Source organism: Haloactinomyces albus, from assembly GCF_031458135.1.
In the GTDB taxonomy this organism is placed as follows: Bacteria; Actinomycetota; Actinomycetes; order Mycobacteriales; family Pseudonocardiaceae; genus Haloactinomyces; species Haloactinomyces albus.
This window is the reverse complement of record NZ_JAVDXW010000001.1, coordinates 2,606,628-2,622,914: the sequence shown is the minus strand read 5'-3', so window position 1 is coordinate 2,622,914 and position 16,287 is coordinate 2,606,628. Positions and strand designations below refer to the sequence as shown.

Below are 16,287 nucleotides of genomic sequence, written 5' to 3'. Positions count from 1 at the left end.
AGTTAAAGCTTACGACATCCCTCCGGCGGCACCCAAACGGGGGGTCCCTTAAAGCCGCACACGGCTTCCGCAGCGCCCGCACACCCGAGTGCTCGGCCGCTCCTGGCTGCAATGGTACCGCTTTGAGCAGGGAATTTAAAATCGTTGCGGGTTCACGCCACGACTCGAAGCCTCACGGGCAACACCCTCGGCAGGCCTCGGCCACGGCCGCAACCCACCTCGAACCGGCGAGTGTGACGCTCGACACCGCGCAGCATCCTTCGGCGAGCGCCGCACCGACACGAGCGCGCAAGGACGCCGGAGGGTGTCAGCGAGTGGACAGGAACCGGTTGCTTCGCAGCCATTCCGCAGTGGCGATGCCCTGCAGCGTGACCCGCCAGACTTCCGCGGCCCGCGCGGCTATCCCGGCCCCGTGAGATCGCTCGGCACCGACCGTCCGCACTCCCACCATCGCCGCATGGATCACGCGGGCAACCTCGTCCGGATTCACCCCCGACCGCAGCAGGCCCCGGTCGGCGGAGCGCTGCAGAAGATCGGTGAGCACCTGTTCCCACTCCGTCAGGGCTCGGTGCTCGGCCAGGTCGCGTCCGATGCGGTCCCGTGCCAGCCGGGTCCCGGCCCGGATCACCACATCGTTCTCGATGAGCCGACTGGCCTCGTCGACCATCCCGACCGCGATGGACAGCGGGTCGATGCCACGCCGAAGCCAACGCTGGCGCAGACGCGGCCAGCGCTGCCCCTGCAACCGGACGAGCGTGATCGCCAAAGCCTCCTTCGAGGCGAAATGGAAGTAGAAGGCACCTTTGGTCACACCGCTTCGACGCAGGATCGCGCTCAGTGGCGTGCCGTCGTATCCGGCACCGTCGAACTCCTCGGCAGCAGCCACGACGATGGCACGACGGGTGGCTTGCGCCCGACGCTGCTGAGGCATGATTCGGCTCCGGCGGGTGACGTACGGACAGTGCACCCCTACCGGCGCCGCCGGCACCCGCGCGAGTGACACCATCCGCAAACAGATGATCAACTTCGTCACGGGAAGTTATCTTGCAGCCTCTGCCGCCCACTATCCGGCGGGCCATTGGCGGCTTCGGGCAGCGACCGGACCTACCGGCCTTGCTGCACCGGAAGCCGACCGACTGCTCCGACCGAGTCGGTCATCGCTGCTCGATGGCCCGCGCCGCGACGACCTGTGCCCAGGAAAACGAAATCGGGCGGTACGTTTTTTCGATGACCCCGTCGAGACGGGCTCGGCCTTCCCTCGATACGTCTCACCCGAGGTGTGCGCCTCGAAGGAAGAGTCACCTCAACGCGCGACCGGCGGTTCTCCGTTCTCGTCCGGTGTCAGGCCGAGCATGTCGAGCAGCAACTTGCAGTCCTCGGCGTTCTCCGCGCTGCGCGCGACCGACATTCGCGCACGATCCACCTGTTCCGGCGAGATCCGAGCAGGTTCGCCCGCACGTGGAGCGGGCACACTGCTCGAGGACCGCGTGGCTCCGTCGTCCTGCTGCCACAGGAAATTTCGTACGTCGAGTGACCCGTACATAACGCCTCCCCGGCTCGGGTGTGGCCGCAGGTTATCCACGGGGTCCCGGGACTCATAGCCCCCCACAGAGTGATTCGAGCAAACGCTGAGTAGTCACAGCCCATCCTTGATCCTCTTTGTGGGGCACAAGTGGAGAGCACGCAGCTACACCCCCTCAAAGGGGTTTGTGATATTAGTCACTTTCCCTCCCGATTTGCCTCCGCTGCTCTCCCGGTATATCCCTCGCGGGGAAAGCAACCACGAAAGGAATTCCCGTGCGCACTCAGACTCTGACCGTCGGCGGCATGACCTGCGAGCATTGCGCCCGGTCCGTCACCGAGGAACTGAGCGAACTGCCCGGCGTCTCCGATGTCCAGGCCTCGGCCGACACCGGTCAGGTGATCGTGACAGCCGAACAGCAAATCAGCGAGGAAGCCGCTTCGGCCGCTGTCCGCGAAGCCGGCTATGCCCTGGAAAGCTGGTCGGAGGCGAACTGAGAACACGGCAACCTGCGAACACACCGATTCCGCCCCGTCCATTTCCCGACACGGCGGCGTGATAGGTCCCACAGGTCCTGTTGAATCTCAACACAACCGTTATCGTGGCGGCGTGGCTCTAGGACGAACGAAGATCGGACGCCGTCAGCGGACGGAGACGTTCGCGGATCAGCAGGAGGCGAGCGAACCGGATCACGAGATCGAGTCCTACCTCGCGGCGCTGGCCCCGGAGGAGGAAGTCGAGACCACCGGGACCGGCCGCCGTTTCGGTTCGTCACAGGTCTACCAACTCCGCCTGCCGCTGATGGCCAACGAGCGACTCAAGGAGCTCGCGGCGCGACAGGGAACCTCCCCGGACGCACTGGCCAAGGACTGGGTCATGCAGCACCTGTCCGAAGAGGATGGTTCGGTGCAGGCTCCCGCCTGGCCGCAGAGCGACCAACCCCAACACCCGTCCCCCGACCAGCAGTACTCGGGTGAGCTCTACCCCGCACCGCCTGCCCCCTCGCCGTGGGGGAACGCAGGCCCGCCCGACTCGGGTGAGACGGATACCGAGATCACCATTCCACACGGCCAGCACCGGTATTACTAGTGCCGCGGTTTCCGGGAAAACCGCGGCACTACACAGCCGAAAATTCCTGTGGAAACTCCTGCCGGCGAAGGCAACCCCGACTGCCTTCGCCGGCAGTTTTCCTGCAGCCCCGGCTACGCCGCGCCGAGCCCGAGTTCCCGGGCGATGAGCATGCGCTGCACCTCGCTGGTGCCCTCGCCGATCTCGAGGATCTTGGCGTCCCGGTAGAAACGACCGACCGGCGTCTCGTTCATGAACCCGTACCCACCGAATATCTGGGTGGCATCCCGTGAGTTGTCCATGGCGGCGTTGGAGGAGGCGAGTTTGGCGGCAGCCGCCTGCTTGGCGTACGACTCACCACGCAGCATCCGCGATGCGGCATCGTAATAGGCCAGTCGTGCCGTGTGTGCACGTAGTTCCATGTCGGCAAGCTTGAACCGGATCGCCTGGTAGTCGCCGATCTTGTTGCCGAACGCCGCACGTTCACCGGCATAGCGCAGGCACTCGTCGACGCAGCCCTGCGCGAGCCCGACGCCGAGCGCGGCGATCGCCACTCGGCCTTCGGTCAGGATCGACAGGAACTGCGCGTAGCCGCGCCCACGTTCGCCGAGCAGGTTCTCCGCCGGTACACGGCAGTCGTCGAAGGAGAGCTCGTGGGTGTCCGAGGCGTTCCAGCCGACCTTGGAGTACTTCGGTGCCACGGTGAAACCGGGGGTTCCCGCGGGCACGATGATCGTGGAGATCTCCTTGCCACCGTCGGGCTTCGCACCGGTGACGGCGGTGACGGTGACGAATCCGGTGATGTCGGTCCCCGAATTGGTGATGAACGACTTGGAGCCGTTGAGCACCCACTCGTCGCCGTCGAGAACCGCCGTGGTCCTGGTGGCACCGGCGTCGGAGCCACCACCGGGTTCGGTCAATCCGAACGCACCGAGGAGCTCACCGGAGGCCAAGCGCGGTAGCCACTGCCGTTGCTGCTGCTGGTTGCCGAATCGGTTGATCGGCATCACGCCGAGAGAGACACCCGCTTCGAGGGTGATGGCCACGGAGGAGTCCACACGGGCGAGTTCCTCCAGAGCCAGGCACAGTGCGAAGTAATCACCTCCCATGCCGCCGTGCTCCTCCGCCACGGGCAGCCCGAACAGGCCCATGCTCGCCATGCCCCGCACCAGCGGATACGGGAACTCCTCGCGCTCGTAGTAGTCGCCGATGACCGGGGCGACCTCCTTACGCGCGAAGGTTTCCACGCTCCGGCGCAGTTCCTCGTGTTCCTCGCTGAGCCGGTGATCGACCATCTCAGGCCTCCTGGGTGCTGTCGGCGGACAGGACGGCCAGTGCCTGATCGAGGTCGACCGACTGTCCCTTGGTGACGTGGACTTCGGTGACGGTGCCGTCCACGGATGCGGTGATGGTGTGCTCCATCTTCATCGCCTCGACGACGAACAGAGCCTGTCCTGCCTGCACCTGCTGCCCCGGTTCGATGTCGGCGACGAGCACGGTTCCGGGCATGGGACTGGTCACGGCGCCACCGGAGCCCGCTGCCGATGCACTGCGGTCGGCCAGCAGTTGATGTTCGGACAGAGCCCGGACCTGCCCGTCGATGGCGAGCCAGGTGGTGCCGTCGGCGTGCGCGTAGCGGTAGTGCCGAGTGCGCCCGCGGAAGGTGACGGTGAGGGTGTTTCCGTCGGTGTGGGCGCTCGCCCGGCCCTGCGTCCGCCCGTGCTCGCGGTGCGGTTCGGCGTTCCCCGCCTCGCCGGTACGCGATCGCACGGATACTTCGGCATCCACCGCGCGCCCGCGCACCCGTACTTCCACCTCCTCGCCGGAGATCGCGAACCGCCATACGTTCCAGGCCGGTTCACCGAGTCGCCACCCGCCGGGCACGTCCCACGGGTCCACGATGGGGCCGTCGGGTTCCGCGGCAAGCAGGCGTTCCAGCGTGGCGGCGATGCAGATCTCGTCCGGGGCGGTATCGGTGGTGGCGACGAGCGATTCCAGATCCCGTTCGACCAGTCCGGTGTCGAGAGTGCCTTCGCGCACGTCGGGGTGTTCGAGCAAGGCACGCAGGAAGGCGACATTGCTGCCGACGCCCAGGATCGCTGTCTCGGCCAGTGCGAAATCGAGCTTGCGCAGCGCGTCCGAACGGGTCGGCGCCCAGCCGATGATCTTGGCCAGCATCGGGTCGTAGTCCGAACCCACCTCGGCTCCGGCGGTCACCCCGGAGTCCACCCGCACTCCCGGACCGCTCGGTTCGTAGGCGGCCAGCACGGTCCCGCCGGTGGGCAGGAAGTTACGCGCGGGGTCTTCGGCGTAGACGCGGGCCTCCACCGCGTGCCCGTCGATCGCGAGAGCTTCCTGGGTGAACGGCAGGGCCTCTCCGGCGGCGACCCGCACCTGCCACTCGACCAGGTCGATCCCGCGTTGCGCCGCGGACGACTGCCCACCGATCACGGTGACGAGCTCGGTGACCGGGTGTTCCACCTGCAGCCGGGTGTTCATCTCCATGAAGAAGAACTCGTCGGGCTTCTCGGCGGAGACGATGAACTCGACAGTGCCCGCACCGACGTATTCGACCGAGCGCGCGGCCTCCACCGCGGCGGTGCCGATCCGGCGCCGGGTGTCGTCGTCGAGCAGTGCCGAGGGAGCCTCTTCGATGATTTTCTGGTGCCTGCGCTGAAGGCTGCACTCACGTTCGCCGAGATGCACCACGGTGCCGTGGGTGTCGGCCAGGACCTGCACCTCGATGTGTCGCGGCCGCGTGACGTAGCGCTCGACGAGCAACGTGTCGTCCCCGAAGGCGGCACGCGCTTCCCGGCGAGCCGAGGTGATCTGCTCGTCCAACCGGGATTCATCGGTAACGGCGCGCATGCCCTTGCCACCACCACCGGCGGAGGGCTTGAGCAGCACGGGGAAGCCGACCTCGAGGACAGCCGCGTGCACATCCGCATCGGACATGCCGGGGTCACTGCGTCCGGGCACCAGCGGAACTCCCGCAGCCTGCACGGTCTGCTTCGCGCGGATCTTGTCGCCCATCGCGTCGATGGCCGCCGGTGGTGGTCCGATGAACGCGATACCGGCCTCGGTGCAGGCACGGGCGAACGCGGCGTTTTCCGACAGGAAGCCGTAGCCGGGATGGATCGCCTGGGCGCCCGACTGCTTCGCGGCATCGAGGATCCGCTCGATGGACAGGTAACTGTCGGTGGCACTGCGCGGGCCGATCCGGATGGCAGTGTCGGCTTCGGTGACGTGCGGCGCGTGCGTGTCGGCATCGCTGTGGACAGCAACCGAGCGGATACCGAGCCGCCGCAGGGTGCGGATCACGCGTACCGCGATCTCACCCCGGTTGGCCACCAGCACCGTGTCCAAGTGCCGCATGTCCGAGTCCTCCCGCACTCTCGCTCCCTCCTCACCTGTTCGAGTGAGGTTTTTGCAGTTTCGCGCGAAACTGCAAAAATCCACGTCACATTCGGAAGACGCCGTTGTTGATCGGTTCCAGGGGCGCGTTCGCCGAGGCAGCCAGCGCCAGCCCGAGGACGCTGCGGGTCTGCTTCGGGTCGATCACCCCGTCGTCCCACAACCGAGCGGTCGAGTAATACGGGTGGCCCTGCTGTTCGTACTGCTCGCGCACGGGTTGCTTGAACGCTTCCTCGTCCTCGGCCGACCAGGCCTCCCCGCGGGCCTCGTGCTGGTCGCGGCGCACGGTCGACAGCACCGAGGCGGCCTGCTCACCCCCCATCACCGAGATGCGGGCGTTCGGCCACATCCACAGGAATCGCGGCGAGTACGCCCGCCCGCACATGGAGTAGTTCCCGGCGCCGAACGAGCCACCGATGACGACGGTGAACTTCGGCACCCGGGCGCAGGCCACCGCGGTGACCATCTTCGCGCCGTGCTTGGCGATGCCACCGGCTTCGTAGTCCTTGCCGACCATGAACCCGGAGATGTTCTGCAAGAACACCAGCGGGATGCTGCGCCGGTCACAGAGTTCGATGAAGTGCGCGCCCTTGAGTGCCGACTCACCGAACAGGATGCCGTTGTTGGCCACGATCCCCACCGGATGACCGTGAATCCGGGCGAATCCGGTGACCAGCGTCTGGCCGTAGTCCTGCTTGAACTCCGCGAACCTGCTGCCGTCGACGACGCGGGCGATCACCTCGCGCACGTCGTAGGGAGTGCGGCTGTCGATCGGCACCACACCGTAGAGCTGTTCGGGGTCCGCGGCAGGCTCCTCGACCGGTGCGACCTCCCACGGTCGCTCCTCGCGCGGCCCGAAGGTACTGACGATGGAACGCACGATGCGCAGCGCATCGGCATCATCGGTGGCGAGGTGGTCGGTGACCCCGGAGGTCCGTGCATGCAGCTCACCGCCCCCGAGTTCCTCGGCACTGACCTCGGCCCCCGTTGCGGCTTTCACCAGCGGCGGACCACCGAGGAAGATGGTGCCCTGGTTGCGCACGATCACGGCCTCATCGCTCATCGCGGGCACGTAGGCGCCACCTGCGGTGCAGGAACCGAGCACGGCGGCGATCTGCGGGATGCCGCGCGCGGACATGGTGGCCTGGTTGTAGAAGATCCGTCCGAAATGCTCGCGGTCCGGAAACACCTCGTCCTGGCGCGGCAGGAAAGCCCCGCCGGAATCGACCAGGTAAATACACGGCAGATTGTTGTGCAGGGCGACTTCCTGCGCCCGGAGGTGCTTTTTCACCGTCATCGGGTAGTAGGTACCGCCCTTGACCGTCGCGTCATTGGCGACGATGACGCACTCGCGCCCCTGGACTCTGCCGACACCGGCGATGATGCCCGCCGACGGTGCTTCGTCGTCGTAGAGCCCGTGGGCCGCCAGCGTGGACAGTTCGAGGAACGGTGACCCCCGGTCGAGCAGCGCATCGACGCGGTCACGCGGCAGCAGCTTGCCCCGCTCGACATGGCGCTGCCGGGATTTCTCCGAACCGCCGAGACGGGCGCGGGTGAGCTCGGCGTTGAGATCGTCGACGAGCTGGGCGTGGTGCTCGGCGTAGCGCGCGAAGGTCTCCGATGCCGGGTCGACGGCTGTGGACAGGACCGGCGCATCCATCTGCTTCCACCACACCTTTCGCTCGTCAGAGCATGTTAGTCATCGTTAACTACAGCGATGTTAACGCTTCCTAACTTCGTCGTCTAGTATCGCCGTCGATGACCGAGAAAGTCACCGCCGCGGGCGCTGCCGATGCCGAGCGATCACTGTCGCGCCGTGACCAGATCCTGCAGGCCGCGTCCGAATTGTTCGCCCGGTACGGCTTCCACGGTGTCGGTATCGACGACATCGGAGCGGCCGTCGGCGTCTCCGGCCCCGCGCTGTATCGGCATTTCCGGAGTAAGGACGCCATGCTCGCGGAGATGCTCACCGGCATCAGCGACAAGCTGCTCCTGGGCGGACGCAGCAGGGTCGACACGGCCGGAGATCCGGAGGCCGCACTGGACGAACTGGTGCGCTGGCACGTCGAGTTCGCCCTGACGAACCCGGCCTTGATCACCGTGCACCTGCGTGATCTCGACAGTCTTTCCGAGCCGGACCGTCACCGGGTCCGGGAGTCACAGCGGTCCTACGTCGAGGTCTGGGTCCGGGTACTGCGCACGGTCAGGCAGGACCTGGACGAGCACACCGCGCGGGCCGCCGCGCACGCCGTGATCGGGCTGATCAACTCGACCCCCTACAGCGCCCACCTGGACGTGGCGGCCATGTCCGCGCTCCTGCACCGGATGGCGCTGGACGCACTCGGCGCAGGCCACCGGTCGTAAGGTTCCGGCAAGAGCCGAACCGCGCTCACGGCACCGCAGCGCCGTCCACCCTGGTCTCGACGCCGTCGGCCACAAAGCAGAAATGCCCGGCGACCGCTCTCGCATCGTCGAGCGGGTTCGGATAACTCCAGGCGGCATCGGTGATGACGCCATCCGCACCGCCCGGTGACCGGTGCAGCGACCGGTACGAGGCGGTGCCCTTGTAGGGGCAGACGGTATGGGTCGCGCTGGGTTCCAGCAGATCCAGGCGTACCTCGTCGGCGGGCACGTAGTACCGATTCGGCAAACCGGTCTCGGAGAGCACCTTCGCGCGTCTGCTCTCGGCCACGGTGGTTTCCCCGGCGACGACCTGTACGAGGCGGCTCGTGGGCCGGACGTCCACCCGGTGGTACGGGTCGCGGATGTGCCCGAAGACTTCCTCGTCCTCGTCGAACCACGCGTCCATCGAGGTCCAGTACACCGCCAGGTGGCCTGCCAACCAGGAGGCGTCCGAGGTCGGTGACGGATAGCTCCACACCGCGTTCTCGGCGACGCGGTCACCGACCCGGACGGAACAGTAGGACGCGTCACCCTTGAACGGGCAGTGCGTGTGGTGCGACGTGCTTTCGAGGAGCTTCTCGGCCACGTCGGCGAACGGGACGTACACCTGCGGCAGCAGATTGCTCTCGTGGAGCAGCTTCGCGTCGTCGCTGTCGACGACGACCTCGCCCCCGAACAGTGCACGGATCCGCCGGGGGAAGTCGTGCCAGAGCAACCGGTGCGCGGGGCCGTCGATGTGGTAGTTGACCGTGTCGGGCGGCCGGGCGGCCAGCGGTCCGCCGCCGAGTGTCAGTGCCACGGGCACCTCCGATGAAGTGGGTCGTTTTTCCATCGTCACCGTCATCGAAAGATCACTCAAGTGGCGGACACGTTTTGCGAACGTCCGAACACGGCGCAAGACTGACCGAGCGGTCTCGAACGAGGGAGGCAGGGATGGCCATCGGCAGCGCTCGTCCGACACCGGTGCCCACACGGGCGTCGGAAGCGGCGCGTCCCCGCAAGGGATCGCGCCTGGTCGCCCTCCTCCGCACCACGGATCCCAAGCAGATCGGCGAGCTCTACCTCACCACGGCGTTCACGTTCTTTCTGATCGCCGGCGCGATGGCCATGCTGATGCGGGGCGAACTCGCGGTGCCGGGGATGCAGTTCCTGTCGCTGGAGCAGTACAACCAGCTGTTCACCATGCACGGCACGATCATGCTGCTGCTGTTCGCGACGCCGATCGTGTTCGGCTTCGCCAATGTCATCCTGCCGCTGCACATCGGCGCGCCCGATGTCGCCTTCCCCCGGCTCAACGCCTTCTCGTACTGGCTGTTCCTGCTCGGCGGACTGATCGTGATCAGCGGATTCCTCCTGGCGGGCGGGTCGGCCGACTTCGGCTGGACCGCCTACCCGCCGTTGTCACGCGCCCAGTACAGCGTCGGGATCGGCGGCAACATGTGGATCACCGGCCTCCTCGTCAGCGGACTGGGCACGATCCTCGGCGCCGTCAACATGATCACGAGCGTGGTCTGCATGCGCGCACCGGGCATGACGATGTGGCGGATGCCGATCTTCACCTGGAACATCCTGGTCACCAGTCTGCTGATCCTCCTGGCGTTCCCGATCCTCACGGCCGCCCTGTTCGGGCTGCTGGCGGACCGGCACCTGGATGCGCACGTGTTCGATCCCGCCAACGGCGGTGCGATCCTGTGGCAGCACCTGTTCTGGTTCTTCGGCCACCCCGAGGTCTACATCGTCGCGCTGCCGTTCTTCGGCATCGTCACCGAGATCCTGCCCGTGTTCAGCCGCAAGCCACTGTTCGGCTACACCGGCCTGGTCTACGCGACCTGGACCATCGGGTTCCTGTCGGTGGTGGTGTGGGCCCACCACATGTTCGCCACCGGGGCTGTGCTGCTGCCGTTCTTCGCGATCACCACGTTCCTGATCGCCATTCCGACCGGTATCAAGTTCTTCAACTGGATCGGCACCATGTGGCGCGGCCAGCTCACCTTCGAGACGCCGATGATCTTTTCCATCGGCTTCCTGGTGACCTTCCTGCTCGGCGGGCTGACCGGCATCCTGCTGGCCTCCCCGCCGCTGGACTTCCACGTCACCGACTCGTACTTCGTGGTCGCGCACTTCCACTACGTGCTCTACGGCACCATCGTGTTCGCGGTGTTCGCCGGGATCTACTTCTGGTTCCCGAAGATGACCGGGCGGATGATGGACGAGCGGCTGGGCAAGCTGCACTTCTGGCTGACGTTCCTCGGCTTCCACGGCACGTTCCTCGTCCAGCACTGGCTGGGCAACGAGGGCATGCCCCGGCGCTACGGCGACTACCTGCCCAGTGACGGGTTCACCACGCTGAACATGATCTCCTCCGTGGGCGCGTTCATCCTGGGTGCCTCGGTGCTGCCGTTCGTGTGGAACGTGTTCAAAAGCTACCGCTACGGCGTCGTGGCCAACGTCGACGACCCGTGGGGACACGGCAACTCGCTGGAGTGGGCGACCTCCTGCCCGCCGCCGCGGCACAACTTCCACGAGCTGCCCCGCATCCGCTCCGAGCGCCCGGCGTTCGAGCTGCACTATCCGCACATGACCGAACGGATGCAGGTCGAGGCCCACGTGGTGGTCGGGCAATCGCCGACTACGACTTCCCGGCGGGAAGAACCGGGAAACGAACGCGGCCCTTCGGCTTGACCGCACTCGACCGCACTCACGCACCGCACTCGACGCGGTGATCGCTCGGCTTCGTCACCACACTCGGAAAACGGGTATCACCACCAGCCCGCCGTCCACCAAACGTGGTCTCTTTCCCCGGAATGGGAGTGGTGCTGTTCATAACCGATACAGGAACATCGGTAATGCGGACTACTGTTGCAGAGGTCGGGAGCATGCGTCGCGGTCGGGGGCACGCGCCGCAGCATCCGCCGCGCAGTTCGGGCAATGCAGCCCACCTTTCAGTGTCCGACCCACATTGAAGGAGATACCCTTTGCCTATTGCCCTGCTGGCCCTGGCCATCGCAGCGTTCGGCATCGGAACCACCGAATTCGTGATGATGGGGCTGCTGCCCGAAGTGGCCTCCTCCCTGCACACCTCACTCGCCTCCGCCAGCGGGTACATCTCGATGTACGCACTCGGTGTCGTCATCGGCGCGCCGCTGCTCACCGCGGCGGGAATGCGCATACGCCGCAAGACCATGTTGCTGAGCATGATGGGGCTGTTCACGCTCGGCAACGCACTCACTGCACTGGCTCCCACCCACGAATCCCTGCTTGCGGCCCGGTTCCTGGCGGGCCTGCCACACGGAACCTTCTTCGGCATCGGCGCGGTCGTCGCCGCGAGCCTGGTCGCGAACGACAAGCGCGCCCGCGCCATCTCGCTGATGTTCGTGGGGCTCACCGTGGCCAATATCGTCGGAGTTCCGGTAGGCACACTGCTCGGGCAGGAACTGGGCTGGCGCTGGACCTTCGGACTGGTGGCCGCGATCGGCGTGGTGGCCCTGTCCGCCGTGGCCGCGCTGGTACCGCAGCAGCCCAAGCCCACCGAGGCCAGCCTGCGCGGTGAACTCAGGGCCTTCAAACGCCCCCAGGTGTGGCTGGCGTTCGCCGTTGTGGTGTTCGGCTTCGCCGCGACCTTCTCCTTCTACAGCTACATCAAGCCACTGCTGACCCAGATCACGGGCTACACGCCGACGGCGGTCACCGTCCTGCTGGCGTTGTTCGGTGTCGGCATGACCGTCGGCACGGTGATCGGTGGACGGCTGGCCGACCGGGCACCGATGCGCACGCTGTACGTGTTCCTGACCGCGCTGGCGGTGGCGCTGACGCTGTTCCTGGTCACCGCGGACAGCAAGGTGCTGGCTGCCGCCAACGTGTTCCTGGTCGGACTGGCCGGGTTCGCCGCGATCCCCAGCATTCAGGCGCGGATCATCGATCAGGCCAAGGAAGCCCCTGCCCTGGGCTCGGCGAGCATCCAGTCGACGTTCAACATCGCGAACGCGCTGGGTGCCCACCTGGGTGGTGTGGTCATCGCCGCAGGTTTCGGTTTCGTGGCGCCGAGCTGGGTGGGGGCGCTGCTGGCGCTGACCGGCCTCGGCTTCGCCCTGCTGTCGGGATGGCTCGACCGCCGTCCGCCGCATGCCTCGGAGATCGTGGCCACCCATCGGCGGGAGCACGCCCCGGCCGCGGCGCAGCCGGAACCGAGCACCCTCGACTGAGGCCCGGCGCACCGAGACCGGCGTTCGGGGATCGAAATGCCGAAACCCGGCCCTCGACCCCGGCGCCCAGGGGCGAGGGCCGGACTCGCACAACCGCCGCGTGCATGCTGTGATGGGTTGCACAGGCTGGAATCCATGATCGACTGCGGTGGTTGATCCGGAGGGGAAACCCTGTAGGACACCTTGGAGGAACACGTACATGAGTCAGGTCCCGAACATCACGCTGAACACCGGTGCCCGGATTCCGCAACTCGGCTTCGGCGTCTTCCAGGTCCCGCCGGACGAGGTGATCGAACCGGTACGCACGGCACTCGACGCCGGATACCGCAGCATCGACACCGCCGCCGCGTACGGCAACGAGGAAGGTGTCGGCAAGGCCATCGCCGACTCGGGTGTGGCGCGTGCGGACCTGTTCGTCACCACCAAGCTGTGGAATGACCGGCAGGGCTACGACGAGGCCCTGCGCGCGTTCGACGAGAGCCTCACCAAGCTCGGCCTCGACTACGTGGACCTGTACCTGATCCACTGGCCTGCGCCCGGCCAGGACCTCTACATCGACACGTGGAAGGCGTTCGAGAAGCTGCACGCCGACGGACGCATCAAGTCCATCGGCGTGTCGAATTTCCACATCCCGCACCTGCGCCGGCTCCTCGAGGAGACCAGCGTGGTGCCCGCCGTCAACCAGATCGAGCTGCACCCGAATCTGCAGCAGACCGATCTGCGTGCGTTCCACGCCGAGCACGACATCGTCACCGAGGCCTGGAGTCCGATCGGCCAGGGCAAGGGGCTGCTGGAGGACTCCGCGCTGACCTCGCTGGCTGAGAAGTACGGCAAGAGCCCGGCCCAGATCGTGCTGCGCTGGCACGTGCAGTTGGGCAATGTGGCGATTCCGAAGTCGGTGACGCCGTCACGGGTGCGCGAGAACCTCGATGTCTTCGACTTCGAGCTCGCCCAGGACGACATGGCCGTGCTCGAGGACCTGCACACCGGAACCAGGGTCGGTCCCGACCCGGACGTCTTCGGAGCGTGAGTCTCGCCATAGCCGGGTGGACTGCGAGCAGTCCACCCGGCTATGCGATGCCGACCTGCGCCGGAGCCGGGGTCAGCCCTCGTAGAACGTTGCTGCCCGACCGCAGGGAGACCACCTGGCTGCGGGTGGCCACCCACTTCGGGAACCGTCCGAGTCGTTGCAATGGTGTGCGGCGCTGCGCGGAGGTCAGGGCCGCCTGCCGCGACACCTTCGCGACCCGAGGACGCCGCTCCTTCTCATAGTGCCGCAACCGCTGCGCCGGAGCCCCCTGAACGTCGGTGAGCAGGCACGACAGCAGCCAGGCATCCTCCAGTGTCTGGTTCGCGGCCTGCGCCACAGCGGGCGGCATCGCGTGCACGGCATCCCCGAGCAACGTCGTTCGCGGGCCTCCCCACACTTTCGGCACCTGATGGCGGATATGCGGGAAGAACCCGAGGTCGTCATCGGTGACCGCGGACAGCAGCTCGCCCACGGGTTCCGGCCACCCGTCGAACGCACGACGCAGATCGGCCACGGAAAGGTCCGGATGGCCCTGGCGCCAGGGTGTGTCGAACCACCAGTGCAGGAGCCCGTTCCCGGCCGGGATGAGGCCGCAGTGGCCGTCGCGCCCCGCGATGTTGAGCGTTCGGTATCCGTGCGCGAGGGGAAGATCACTGTGGGTGAGACCCTGCCAGCTCGCCCACCCGGTCAGCCTCGCGGGTTCTCCGCCGAGTACCTGGCGCCGGACCACCGAACGCTGCCCGTCGGCGCCGATGAGGATGTCGCCGTCGGCCGAGGAGCCGTCGGCGAAGTCCGCGACGACTCGATCCGGGTATTCGCGCACACCGCTGCAACGCTGCCCGAAGCGCATCGTTTCCGGCGGGAGCGTGTCGGCCAACCGAGCGAGCAGAGTGCGACGCGGAATTTCCACGGTCGGCGAACCGAGACGTTCGGTGACCTCGTCGAGATCGGCCTCCCACAGCAGGCGGCCGTTCCCGGTCAGCGAGCGCAGACTGTGCAGCTGACGGCCGACACCGTCCAGCGAAACTCCCAGGTCGCGCAGCGCGGCGGTGCCATTACTCCAAATCGTGACTCCCGCACCACCATCGCGCAGAGTTTCGGCGTGCTCGTAGACGCGGACGTGGTGTCCCCGGTCGAGCAGCCCCTTGGCAACGGCGAGTCCTCCTATGCCACCCCCGATGACCAGAACCCGCATCGTCTTCATCCGTTCAGTACCCGTAGCTCAGAGGCAGCCTTACCGCAACCCGCGTTGTCGAGTCGCTCTCGCACCCGGCGATTTTATCCGCCCAAGCCGGGCGGTCCGTATTGTCCTTGCTCACATCCGCCGGGCAAAGGGCTGCGCTCCTGTGCGTTTTCCACGAGTGCCCGGTGTCGGCGTCCACAGTTCGAGGAAGTTCCACGGGGCCGTTCGGGTTACTGCGGCTACCGCTTCGCGGCGATGTCTGGCCAGACAGGGCCAGAGCTCGTATGTTCGGGCGGCATGAGTCCGCGCACCACGCCCCCGTTCCGTGGCGATCACGTCGGCAGCCTGCTGCGTCCACCCGCACTCCTCGATGCACGCAAGCGGTTCGCCACCGGCGAGATCACGGCACAGGAACTGCGGACGACCGAGGATCAGGCCATCACCGATGTTGTGGCCATGCAGGAGGAGATCGGCCTGTCCAGTGCCACCGACGGCGAGTTCCGCCGGGGATCCTGGCATATGGACTTCCTCTACCAGCTCGGCGGGATCACCAGAAATGACGAGTCCGAACTGACCGTGCGGTTCCACAACACCGAGGGTGATCTCGAATTCACGACGCCCGAGATGCGGGTCTCCGGACCGATCCGGCTGGGGCGGACCATCTTCGGTGACGATTTCACCGCCTTGGCCGAACGAACCACCACCGCCACTCCGAAGATCACGCTGCCCTCACCCGGCATGGTGGAGTACCGCAGCGGCCGGGCCGCCATCGACGAGAACGTCTACCCGGATCTCGACACCTTCCGCGCCGACCTGGGCGCGGCCTACGCAGCAGAGATCCGCGCACTGGGCGAGCTGGGCTGCCGCTACCTGCAGCTCGACGACACCAGCCTCGCCTACCTCAACGATCCCGAGCAGCGGGCGCGGTTCGCCGCGCGAGGCGGCGAACCGCGGACACAGCATCTGCGCACGATCGAACTCATGAACGCCGCGCTCGCTGGGCGCCCGGAAGGTATGTCGGTGACCACCCACATGTGCCGGGGCAACTACCGATCCTCGTGGGCCGCCGAAGGCAGTTACGACTTCGTGGCCGAGGCGCTGTTCGGCGAGCTCGACGTGCAGGGGTTCTTCCTGGAGTTCGACGACGAACGATCGGGCGGATTCGAGCCGCTGCGCTTCGTCCCCAAGGACAAGGTCGTGGTTCTGGGGCTGGTCACCACCAAGAGCGGCGAGCTGGAAGCCAAGGACGACCTCAAGCGCCGGATCGAGGAAGCCACGCGCTACATCGATATCGACCAGCTCTGCCTGTCGCCACAGTGCGGCTTCGCCTCCACTCAGGAGGGCAACGCGCTCACCGTGGAACAACAGGTCGCCAAGCTGCGTCTGGTCACCGAAACCGCTCGGGAAGTCTGGGAATGATCACTTCCGGACGGCGGTTCGGTGACCACCTACACAAGATCGAACA

At 66.6% G+C, this 16,287-nt stretch carries 13 protein-coding genes; 7 read left to right on the top strand and 6 right to left on the bottom strand.

Features of this window, described 5'->3' with window-relative positions:
• Positions 1–307 precede the first annotated feature (307 nt).
• Positions 308–931, bottom strand: a complete 624-nt coding sequence (locus JOF55_RS12335) for a ScbR family autoregulator-binding transcription factor (protein ID WP_310273708.1) — start codon at positions 929–931, stop codon at positions 308–310.
• Between the two features lie 866 nt (positions 932–1,797).
• On the opposite strand from JOF55_RS12335, the gene JOF55_RS12330 reads away from it, so the two are divergent.
• Positions 1,798–2,019, top strand: a complete 222-nt coding sequence (locus JOF55_RS12330; RefSeq protein ID WP_310273705.1) for a heavy-metal-associated domain-containing protein — start codon at positions 1,798–1,800, stop codon at positions 2,017–2,019.
• Positions 2,020–2,131: 112 nt separating this feature from the next.
• A complete protein-coding gene (locus JOF55_RS12325) occupies positions 2,132–2,611 on the top strand; it encodes a hypothetical protein (RefSeq protein ID WP_310273702.1) in 480 nt (159 codons plus the stop codon).
• Positions 2,612–2,724: 113 nt separating this feature from the next.
• Here JOF55_RS12325 and JOF55_RS12320 read toward each other — a convergent pair whose 3' ends face one another.
• From JOF55_RS12320 to JOF55_RS12310, 3 genes are all read right to left on the bottom strand, one after another.
• On the bottom strand, positions 2,725–3,885 hold the full coding sequence (locus tag JOF55_RS12320; RefSeq protein ID WP_310273699.1) for an acyl-CoA dehydrogenase family protein: 1,161 nt from the start codon (positions 3,883–3,885) through the stop codon (positions 2,725–2,727).
• Between the two features lies 1 nt (position 3,886).
• Complete coding sequence (locus JOF55_RS12315; protein ID WP_374727474.1) at positions 3,887–5,965, bottom strand: ATP-binding protein; 2,079 nt, start codon at positions 5,963–5,965, stop codon at positions 3,887–3,889.
• An 85-nt stretch (positions 5,966–6,050) separates the two neighbouring features.
• On the bottom strand, positions 6,051–7,664 hold the full coding sequence (locus JOF55_RS12310) for a carboxyl transferase domain-containing protein (protein ID WP_310273695.1): 1,614 nt from the start codon (positions 7,662–7,664) through the stop codon (positions 6,051–6,053).
• A 98-nt stretch (positions 7,665–7,762) separates the two neighbouring features.
• Here JOF55_RS12310 and JOF55_RS12305 point away from each other — a divergent pair, with 98 nt between their 5' ends.
• A complete protein-coding gene (locus JOF55_RS12305; RefSeq protein ID WP_310273693.1) occupies positions 7,763–8,368 on the top strand; it encodes an SACE_7040 family transcriptional regulator in 606 nt (201 codons plus the stop codon).
• 25 nt (positions 8,369–8,393) lie between these two features.
• Here the strand turns inward: JOF55_RS12305 and JOF55_RS12300 are convergent, their stop codons facing one another.
• Complete coding sequence (locus tag JOF55_RS12300; RefSeq protein WP_310273691.1) at positions 8,394–9,206, bottom strand: DUF427 domain-containing protein; 813 nt, start codon at positions 9,204–9,206, stop codon at positions 8,394–8,396.
• A gap of 134 nt (positions 9,207–9,340) precedes the next feature.
• On the opposite strand from JOF55_RS12300, the gene ctaD reads away from it, so the two are divergent.
• The 3 genes from ctaD to JOF55_RS12285 all read left to right on the top strand — a co-directional run bounded on the left by ctaD (position 9,341) and on the right by JOF55_RS12285 (position 13,639).
• Entirely contained in the window at positions 9,341–11,089 is a 1,749-nt protein-coding gene (gene ctaD, locus JOF55_RS12295) for an aa3-type cytochrome oxidase subunit I (protein ID WP_310273690.1), read from the top strand.
• A gap of 293 nt (positions 11,090–11,382) precedes the next feature.
• Positions 11,383–12,609, top strand: a complete 1,227-nt coding sequence (locus JOF55_RS12290) for an MFS transporter (protein WP_310273688.1) — start codon at positions 11,383–11,385, stop codon at positions 12,607–12,609.
• Between the two features lie 199 nt (positions 12,610–12,808).
• Complete coding sequence (locus JOF55_RS12285; protein WP_310273686.1) at positions 12,809–13,639, top strand: aldo/keto reductase; 831 nt, start codon at positions 12,809–12,811, stop codon at positions 13,637–13,639.
• 40 nt (positions 13,640–13,679) lie between these two features.
• Here JOF55_RS12285 and JOF55_RS12280 read toward each other — a convergent pair whose 3' ends face one another.
• A complete protein-coding gene (locus JOF55_RS12280) occupies positions 13,680–14,834 on the bottom strand; it encodes an FAD-dependent monooxygenase (protein ID WP_310273684.1) in 1,155 nt (384 codons plus the stop codon).
• A 285-nt stretch (positions 14,835–15,119) separates the two neighbouring features.
• On the opposite strand from JOF55_RS12280, the gene JOF55_RS12275 reads away from it, so the two are divergent.
• Positions 15,120–16,241 carry a 5-methyltetrahydropteroyltriglutamate--homocysteine S-methyltransferase gene (locus JOF55_RS12275; protein ID WP_310273682.1) on the top strand — a complete coding sequence of 374 codons (1,122 nt, stop codon included), beginning with the start codon at positions 15,120–15,122 and terminating at the stop codon, positions 16,239–16,241.
• Positions 16,242–16,287 lie beyond the last annotated feature (46 nt).

Excerpts from the sequence above, each read along its gene's own strand:
- JOF55_RS12335 (WP_310273708.1), bottom strand. The coding sequence starts at position 931 with ATGCCTCAGCAGCGTCGGGCGCAAGCCACCCGTCGTGCCATCGTCGTG.
- JOF55_RS12320 (WP_310273699.1), bottom strand. The coding sequence starts at position 3,885 with ATGGTCGATCACCGGCTCAGCGAGGAACACGAGGAACTGCGCCGGAGC.
- JOF55_RS12315 (WP_374727474.1), bottom strand. The coding sequence starts at position 5,965 with ATGCGGCACTTGGACACGGTGCTGGTGGCCAACCGGGGTGAGATCGCG.
- JOF55_RS12310 (WP_310273695.1), bottom strand. The coding sequence starts at position 7,664 with ATGGATGCGCCGGTCCTGTCCACAGCCGTCGACCCGGCATCGGAGACC.
- JOF55_RS12305 (WP_310273693.1), top strand. The coding sequence starts at position 7,763 with ATGACCGAGAAAGTCACCGCCGCGGGCGCTGCCGATGCCGAGCGATCA.
- ctaD (WP_310273690.1), top strand. The coding sequence starts at position 9,341 with ATGGCCATCGGCAGCGCTCGTCCGACACCGGTGCCCACACGGGCGTCG.
- JOF55_RS12285 (WP_310273686.1), top strand. The coding sequence starts at position 12,809 with ATGAGTCAGGTCCCGAACATCACGCTGAACACCGGTGCCCGGATTCCG.
- JOF55_RS12280 (WP_310273684.1), bottom strand. The coding sequence starts at position 14,834 with ATGCGGGTTCTGGTCATCGGGGGTGGCATAGGAGGACTCGCCGTTGCC.
- JOF55_RS12275 (WP_310273682.1), top strand. The coding sequence starts at position 15,120 with ATGAGTCCGCGCACCACGCCCCCGTTCCGTGGCGATCACGTCGGCAGC.